Below are 6,733 nucleotides of genomic sequence, written 5' to 3'. Positions count from 1 at the left end.
GGCCCCCACAGCCCCGCGGCGAAGGTTGCAAACCGCGCCGACCGGTCGGCGCACCACGCCTTCGAGGCGAGCGAGGCCTCGCGGGCGTTGGCCCACCAGTCGCGCCCGTCGAGGTCGCGCACCCGCTGGAACGGGTAGAACGCCAGCGGGAAGTGGTAGGTGAACAGCGTTCCGCCCGGCTCGTACACGCACTCGTGTCCTCCGTAGGCGCCGACCGGCTTGTCGAAGCCGCGCCACAGCGCCCGCGCGAGCTCGTCGGCAACGTCCGCATGTCCCGCCGCCAGCAGGTACATCGGCAGCTGCTCGGCCGTCATCGACCACGCGCTGACGAACCCGCCCGCGTCGGCCCCCTCCGCATAGTCGTCGTCGGGGCTGGCGACCCACGCCATCCGCAGCACCGTGCGCCCGTCCCGCTCCTCGGCGAGCCACGACCAGTCGACGCGATCGAGCAACCGCTCGACGCGTGCCGCGACCTCGGCATCCTGCAGGTACTGCGCCGCCACGACGGCGCCGCACAGCGCGAGGGTCGTGTCGATCGTGGAGTACTCCGATCGTCCCTGCCGCTCGCCGGTGTCGGCGTCGACGAAGTGCGCGAGGAAGCCGCGCTTGTGCGGCACCGATTCCTCGAGGGTGCGCAGCGTCGCGCGTATGCGGTCGAGGACGGATGCCGCGGTCAGCATCCCCCGCTCGACGCCGACGCACCAGGCGGCGAGCGCGAACCCCGTCGCGGCGACCGTGGCCACCCCCGGCAGGTCGTCGCGATCGAGCACGAGCCCGCAGCCGGGACTGGCGAGGTCGGCGGTGGCGTGCTCCCACAGCCAGCGGATGCTGGCGTCGACTTCGTGCTCGGTCAGTTCGCGGATGTCGGACGGCAGCGCGCTCGTCATGCGGCACTCCGCTTGTGGAAGGGGTTGGGGATGGCGTCGAGCAGCCGGCGCGTGTACTCCTCGCGGGGTTCGTCGATGACGTCCGCCGCCGAACCCTGCTCGACGATGCGGCCTTCGCGCAGCACGATCGCCTCGCCCGCGAGGCTCCTCGCCGAGAGCAGGTCGTGCGTGATGTACAGCATCCCGACGCCGTGCGTCTTCACGAGCGACTGCAGCACTTCGAGGATCTCGGCGCGGATGGAGACGTCGAGGCTCGCGATCGGCTCATCAGCGATCACGAGCCGCGGCTCCGGTGCGAGGGCGCGCGCGATCACGACGCGCTGACGCTGTCCACCCGACAACTCGTGCGGCAGCCGGCCGAGAAAGCGACCAGCGGGCGTCAGCCCGACGTCTTCGAGCAGGCTCGCCGCGCGTTCGATCGCCTCGCGGCGGCCGACATGCAGGTAGTTCACGAGCGGTCGCGCCAGCGCGTAGCCCACCGTCCGTGTCGGGTTCAGCGCCGCGTACGGATCCTGGAAGACGTACTGGACGTTGCGGCGATACTCCCGGGCGACTTTGCCGCGCAGCTTCGTGATGTCGTGCGCTCCGCCGTCGTTCTTGGCGTGGTAGCGGACGACCCCTGACGTGGGCTCGTCGATGCGCGTGATGATCCGTGCGATGGTCGACTTGCCCGACCCCGACTGGCCGACGAGCGCCGTGACCTCGCCTTCGGCGAGCGTGAAGGAGGCGTCGGTGACGGCATCCACGTGCTCGACCCGCATGCCGCGCCGCTTCTCGAACCGACGGCCGAGACCCTCGACCTCGAGCACGACGGGATGCTCCGTCGGCGCTTCGGCGGCGACGTCGCCGGGGTGCGAGAGCTCCGCGCCCTCGTAGCCGGCGACCTCCTCGCCGAGCAGTTCCGCGTACGAGCCGACGAGGTGGATCGAGTACGGATGCCGCGGCCCGATGTCCACGGCGCGCTGCGCGCCGATGTCCTCCACGATCTCGCCCTCGTACATGACGGCGATGCGGTCGGAGAAATCCAGCAGCGTGCCCATGTCGTGGGTGATGAGGATCGCCCCGAACCGCTCGCGCTCCTGCAGCTCGCGGATCTTGTCGAGGATCGACTTCTGCACGACGACGTCGAGGCCGGTCGTCGGCTCGTCGAACAGCACCAGATGCGGGTTGAGGGTCAGTGCCAGGGCCAGGTTGACGCGCTGGCGCATGCCGCCGGACAGTTCGTGGGGGAACATGTCGAGGAACTTCGCGTCGATGCTGACGAGGTCGAACAGCTCTTCGGCTCGGGTGCGTGCCGCCGCGGCGTCGGAGCCGTCGTGCTCGCGCATGACGTCCTCGAACATCCGCCGCACCCTGACGACGGGGTTCAGCGAGTTCATGCTCGACTGGAACACCGTCGAGACATAGCTCCAGCGCAGCGGACGCACCGCATCGGCATCCAGGTCCGTCACATCGGTGTCACCCCACGCGATGCGCCCGCCGGTGATGTGCCCGGGGCTGCGGAGCAGCTTGAGCACGGCCTGCGCGAAGGTCGTCTTGCCCGATCCCGATTCGCCGGCCAGGCCTACGAACTCGCCGGGAGCGACCTGCAGCGAGGCGTGCTTGACGGCATCGACGGCCGGCCCGATCTTCGGCGCGTAGCGCACCGACAGGTCCTGGACGGACAGCACGGGGGAGCCGTCGCCGGTGTTGCGTTCGCTCATCTCAGTTCTCCTCTTCGCGCAGGTGGGGATTGCTCAGCATGTCGACGCCGAAGTTGACGAACGTGAGAGACGTCATGAGCAGCGCGAGCATGAGGCCGGGGGCGACGAGCCAGATCCACAGCCCCTGCACGAGCGCGCCGTTGGCGTTGGCCTGGGCGAGCATCTGCCCCCAGCTGACGGTGTTGGGGTCTCCGAAGCCCATGAACGACAGGCCCGCTTCGGCGGCGATAGCGCCAGTGGATGCCCCGATGAACCCCGACACGATGAGCGAGGACATGTTGGGCATGATCTCGCGGAAGACGATGCGCAGCATCCCGTCGCCGCCGAAGCGCGCCGCCGTGACATAGTCGCGGTTGCGCATCGAGATGATGAGCGAGCGCATCTCGCGCGCGGCTCCCGCCCAGCTGGTGATCGCGACGACGAACACGAGCAGCAGAAGGCCGCGCGTCTCGCTGTAGGCGACGATGACCATCATCAGCGGGAGGACCGGCACGACGAGGGCCAGGTTCGTGAGGAACGAGAGCCCGTCGTCGAGCGCGGAGCCCTCCGTGTAGCCGGCGATGAGGCCGATCACGAGCGCGATGAGGATCGTCGCGAGACCGCCGAGCACGCCGATCGCCAGCGAGAGCCGCGTACCGAAGACCAGCTGCGCCCACAGGTCGTAACCGAGGGAGTTGGTGCCGAGCGGATGCGCCCAGCTCGGATCCTGCACCGGCGCGAAGCTCGAGTCGGTCGGGCTGTGCGGCGAGATCACCTCGGCCAGCAGGGCGATCAGGAGGAACGCCGTGAGCATCACGATGCCGATACGTGCCTTCGTGCTCGACCAGATCACCTGATACCAGCGCGGCGGACGGACGATCGCGACGACCTCTTTGGTCGAGGCGTCCGCGTCGGTGACCCGACGGCGGTAGGTGCGGGTCGGGCGGGTCTGAAGACCCACCTCGTCGGCGACCTCGGGTGGCAGCTCCGCCTGGTGGGGCATGGAGTTGTTGTCGGACATGTCGTTCACCTGCCTTTCAGGCCTTGGCCTTGCGCGCCCGCGGGTCGATGAGCGGATACAGCAGGTCGACGATGAAGTTCGCCGTGAGCACGATGACGATCGTCGCGAGCAGGATCGCCTGCATGAGCGGGAAGTCCCGGTTGCTCGTCGCCTCGCCCATCAGTCGCCCCATGCCGGGATAGTCGAAGACCGTCTCGATCAGGATCGATCCGCCCATGAGCACGCCGAGCGACAGCGCGAAGCTCGTCACGACCGGCAGCAGCGCGTTGCGCGCGGCGTACCCCAGCGCGAGCGTGCGCTGCTTGAGGCCCGCTGCCGTGCCGAGGCGGATGTAGTCCTCACCGAGCACCTGCACCATCGTGTTGCGCATCGACAGAATGAAGCCGATGGGCGCGGTGATCATGAGAGTCAATGCCGGCAGGAAGCCGTGGGCGATGACATCGGCGATGTGCACGAGGGAGAAGTCCTCCTGCGTGTATCCGTAGCCGCCGGATGCCGGGAACCACCCGAGCACGTAGGCGAAGACGTACAGGACCATGAGACCGATCCACACCGACTGCAGATTGCCGACGAAGGTCGAGCCGATCGAGATCGTCGCGTCGAAGCGGCTGTTGCGCTTCCACGCCGCGATCGCGCCGAGGAGCGTGCCGATGAGGAACGACAGCACCTGCGTCAGCCCGACGAGCACCAGTGTCCACGGCAGCGCCTTCCAGATGACGTCGGTCACCGGGTAGGGGAAGTACGTGAACGAGATGCCGAAGTCGCCCTGGACGATCTGGCCGAGGTACTTCACGTAGGCGACGAAGACGTTGTCGTCGCCGTAGCCGAGCATCGCTTTGACGGAGGCAACCTGGGCCGGGTCGATCTCGCCCTTTCCGGTGAGCTGCTGCACCATGATCTCGGCGGGATCACCGGGCTGGAGTCGCGGGATGATGAAGTTGAGCGTCACCGCCGCCCACAGGGTGAGGACGAAGTAGCCGATCTTGCGTGCGTAGTAGCGCATGGGTCACTCGTCTCCCTCGGCGCCGGAGGTGCCGCCGGCATCCCCGGGTGCTCGCAGTTGTGTCGCGATGCGGATGAGCTGATCGACGGGGTAGGGGTTCTCCTCGCTCGGCCACCCGGTGGCGTTCTCGGTGCGGTAGATGAGACGGCTGGGCGCGTACTGCAACGCGATATAGGGGAACTGCGTCATGAAGACGTCGACGACCTGATCCTGGAGCTTCTTCGCCTGGGTCTCGTCGGTCGTATTCGCCCACTCGGCGATGAGGCCGTCTATGGCGGGGTCGGAGAAGCGGGCGCGGTTGTTCAACAGCTCCTGGTCGTGAGAGATCTGCGACGACACGAGGCGCGACCCGAGATCGCGAGCGCGCTGACATCCGCCGCCGACGAAGTTCAGGACCATGTCGAAGTTGCCGGAGCGCTGCACGCCGTCCACGGCGTTGGGGTCGGTGGCGACCATCTTCGCCTTGACGCCCACGGCCCGGAGGTTGCGGACGATGACGTCCGCCATCGCGATGAAGTCCATCCAGCCGGCCTGCACGCTGAAGGTGAACGACAGCGGGGTGCCGTTCGCATCGACACGCCAGCCGTCTGCGTTCTTCTGATACCCGGCCTCGTCGAGCAGGCGGTTCGCCTCGTCGGGGTCGTACGGGATGAACTCCTTGCCCTTCCAGGCCTCAGGCACCTCGGCCTGCTGGAACGGCAGCAGCAGCATGGTCTGGCTGGCGGGATCCATGATCCCGTAGCTGGCTCGCTCGCTCAGTGCTTCGCGGTCGATCGCGTACGCCACGCCCTCGCGGAAGGCCGGGTCACTCAGCACCGGGCGCTCGTTGTTGAGCACGAGCACCGTCGTGGAGTCGGGCGGGTAGAAGAAGTGCGCGTTCTCGGGATCGGCCGACACGATCGAGCGCGGCGGGTTCGGGATGTCTCCGCGATACAGGTCGAGCGCGCCCGAGCGCAGCTTCAGCGCGGCGGAGTTGGCATCGTACGAGCCTTCGAGCGAGATCTGCTGGATCTTCAGATCCTCGGCATCCCAGTAGTTCTCGTTGCGCTCCATCACCAGGCGACGACCGTTGTACTCCTTCGGCACGAATGGTCCGGTGCCGACGCCTTCCGTGTCGACGAACGCGGTCGGATCGCCCTGCTCCGCGTAGATGTGTGCGGGCAGGATCTTGGTGTTCTGCAGGACGTCGTCGGTCTTGGGAACCGCGGGGCCGGTGAAGCGGAACTCGACGGTGAGCTCGTCGAGGGCGGTGACCGCCTCGGCGGGGGCGCCGTAGTAATCGCCCCAGATGCCGTTGCGGTCCGCTGCGGGGAACTCCTTGCCTGCGGTGAAGGTGTAGGCGACGTCGTCGGCCGTGAACGGCTCGCCATCGCTCCACCGCACACCTTCGCGCAGGTGGACGATCATGCGGTCGGTTTCGGGCCACTCGTACGAGAGGGCGAGCCACGGGACGGCATCGCACGTGAACCGGTCGCGGATCATGAGCGGTTCGAACAGCCACGTCTGCACCGTCGCGTTCGGGGCGAGGTAGTTGTAGTTGATCAGACCCTGCACCGAGGAGCTGGCCTCCGACGGCATCCGGATCTCGGCGATGTAGCCCTCTGGCGCCCGGGGCGCGGGCTCCAGCCCGATGTCGGCGCAGGCGGGCGTCGCCAGCAGCGCGACCACGGCGAGGGCTCCCACTGCACCTCTCGTTCGCTTCCTCATCGGAACCTCCTCGTTCCTTGGGGGCCGGGCATCGACGCCCGGTCGGTCTCAGTCGGTCAGGGTGATCTCCTCGCAGCCGCACGACTCGCGGACGACGAGCCGCGTCGGCAGCGTCGTCAGCGGGGGAAGCAGGGGGAGCTCAGCATCGGATGCCAGGGCGAACGCCGCGGCGCGTGCGCCGATCTCCGCGATCGGCTGGTGGACAGTGGTCAGTCGGGGGGAGGCGATCTCGGCGAGGGTCTGGTCGTCGAAACCGGTGATCGCGACGTCGGCGGGGACACGGTGCCCGAGGCCCGGGAGAGTGGCGAGAAGGCCGATCGCCAGCTCGTCGTTGGCGCACACCAGGGCATCGGGCAACTCGCCCTCGTCGTGCAGGGTGCGCGCCGCGAGCGCGCCGGAGCGCACGTCGAACCCGCGACGCAGCGGCTCGCCC

General features: G+C 68.2%; 6 protein-coding genes. All 6 read right to left on the bottom strand.

The window, feature by feature from the left end; all coding sequences use genetic code 11:
* Positions 1–887, bottom strand: an 887-nt coding sequence (locus tag WBP48_RS00085) for a glucoamylase family protein (RefSeq protein ID WP_424434243.1), incomplete at its 3' end; no start/stop codon positions are given.
* Positions 884–2,590: an ABC transporter ATP-binding protein gene (locus WBP48_RS00080; protein ID WP_424434240.1), complete on the bottom strand. Its 1,707-nt coding sequence runs from the start codon at positions 2,588–2,590 to the stop codon at positions 884–886. The genes WBP48_RS00085 and WBP48_RS00080, both read right to left, overlap by 4 nt.
* 1 nt (position 2,591) lies before the next feature.
* Positions 2,592–3,590, bottom strand: coding sequence for an ABC transporter permease (locus WBP48_RS00075; RefSeq protein ID WP_424434237.1), 999 nt, complete (start codon positions 3,588–3,590; stop codon positions 2,592–2,594).
* 16 nt (positions 3,591–3,606) lie between these two features.
* The gene (locus WBP48_RS00070; protein WP_424434234.1) at positions 3,607–4,593 is read right to left on the bottom strand and encodes an ABC transporter permease; all 987 of its coding nucleotides are present in this window, start codon (positions 4,591–4,593) and stop codon (positions 3,607–3,609) included.
* A 3-nt stretch (positions 4,594–4,596) separates the two neighbouring features.
* Positions 4,597–6,300: an ABC transporter substrate-binding protein gene (locus tag WBP48_RS00065; protein WP_424434231.1), complete on the bottom strand. Its 1,704-nt coding sequence runs from the start codon at positions 6,298–6,300 to the stop codon at positions 4,597–4,599.
* A 48-nt stretch (positions 6,301–6,348) separates the two neighbouring features.
* Positions 6,349–6,733 (bottom strand): substrate-binding domain-containing protein (locus WBP48_RS00060; RefSeq protein WP_424434229.1); only part of this gene is annotated, 385 nt, incomplete at its 5' end.

Source organism: Microbacterium sp., from assembly GCF_049661145.1.
GTDB lineage: Bacteria > Actinomycetota > Actinomycetes > Actinomycetales > Microbacteriaceae > Microbacterium.
Note: the sequence above shows the minus strand (reverse complement) of the source record. Positions and strands in the feature narration are given on the sequence as shown.

Bases quoted from the DNA above. Each gene is read 5' to 3' on its own strand.
- WBP48_RS00080 (WP_424434240.1), bottom strand. From the start codon at position 2,590: ATGAGCGAACGCAACACCGGCGACGGCTCCCCCGTGCTGTCCGTCCAG.
- WBP48_RS00075 (WP_424434237.1), bottom strand. From the start codon at position 3,590: ATGTCCGACAACAACTCCATGCCCCACCAGGCGGAGCTGCCACCCGAG.
- WBP48_RS00070 (WP_424434234.1), bottom strand. From the start codon at position 4,593: ATGCGCTACTACGCACGCAAGATCGGCTACTTCGTCCTCACCCTGTGG.
- WBP48_RS00065 (WP_424434231.1), bottom strand. From the start codon at position 6,300: ATGAGGAAGCGAACGAGAGGTGCAGTGGGAGCCCTCGCCGTGGTCGCG.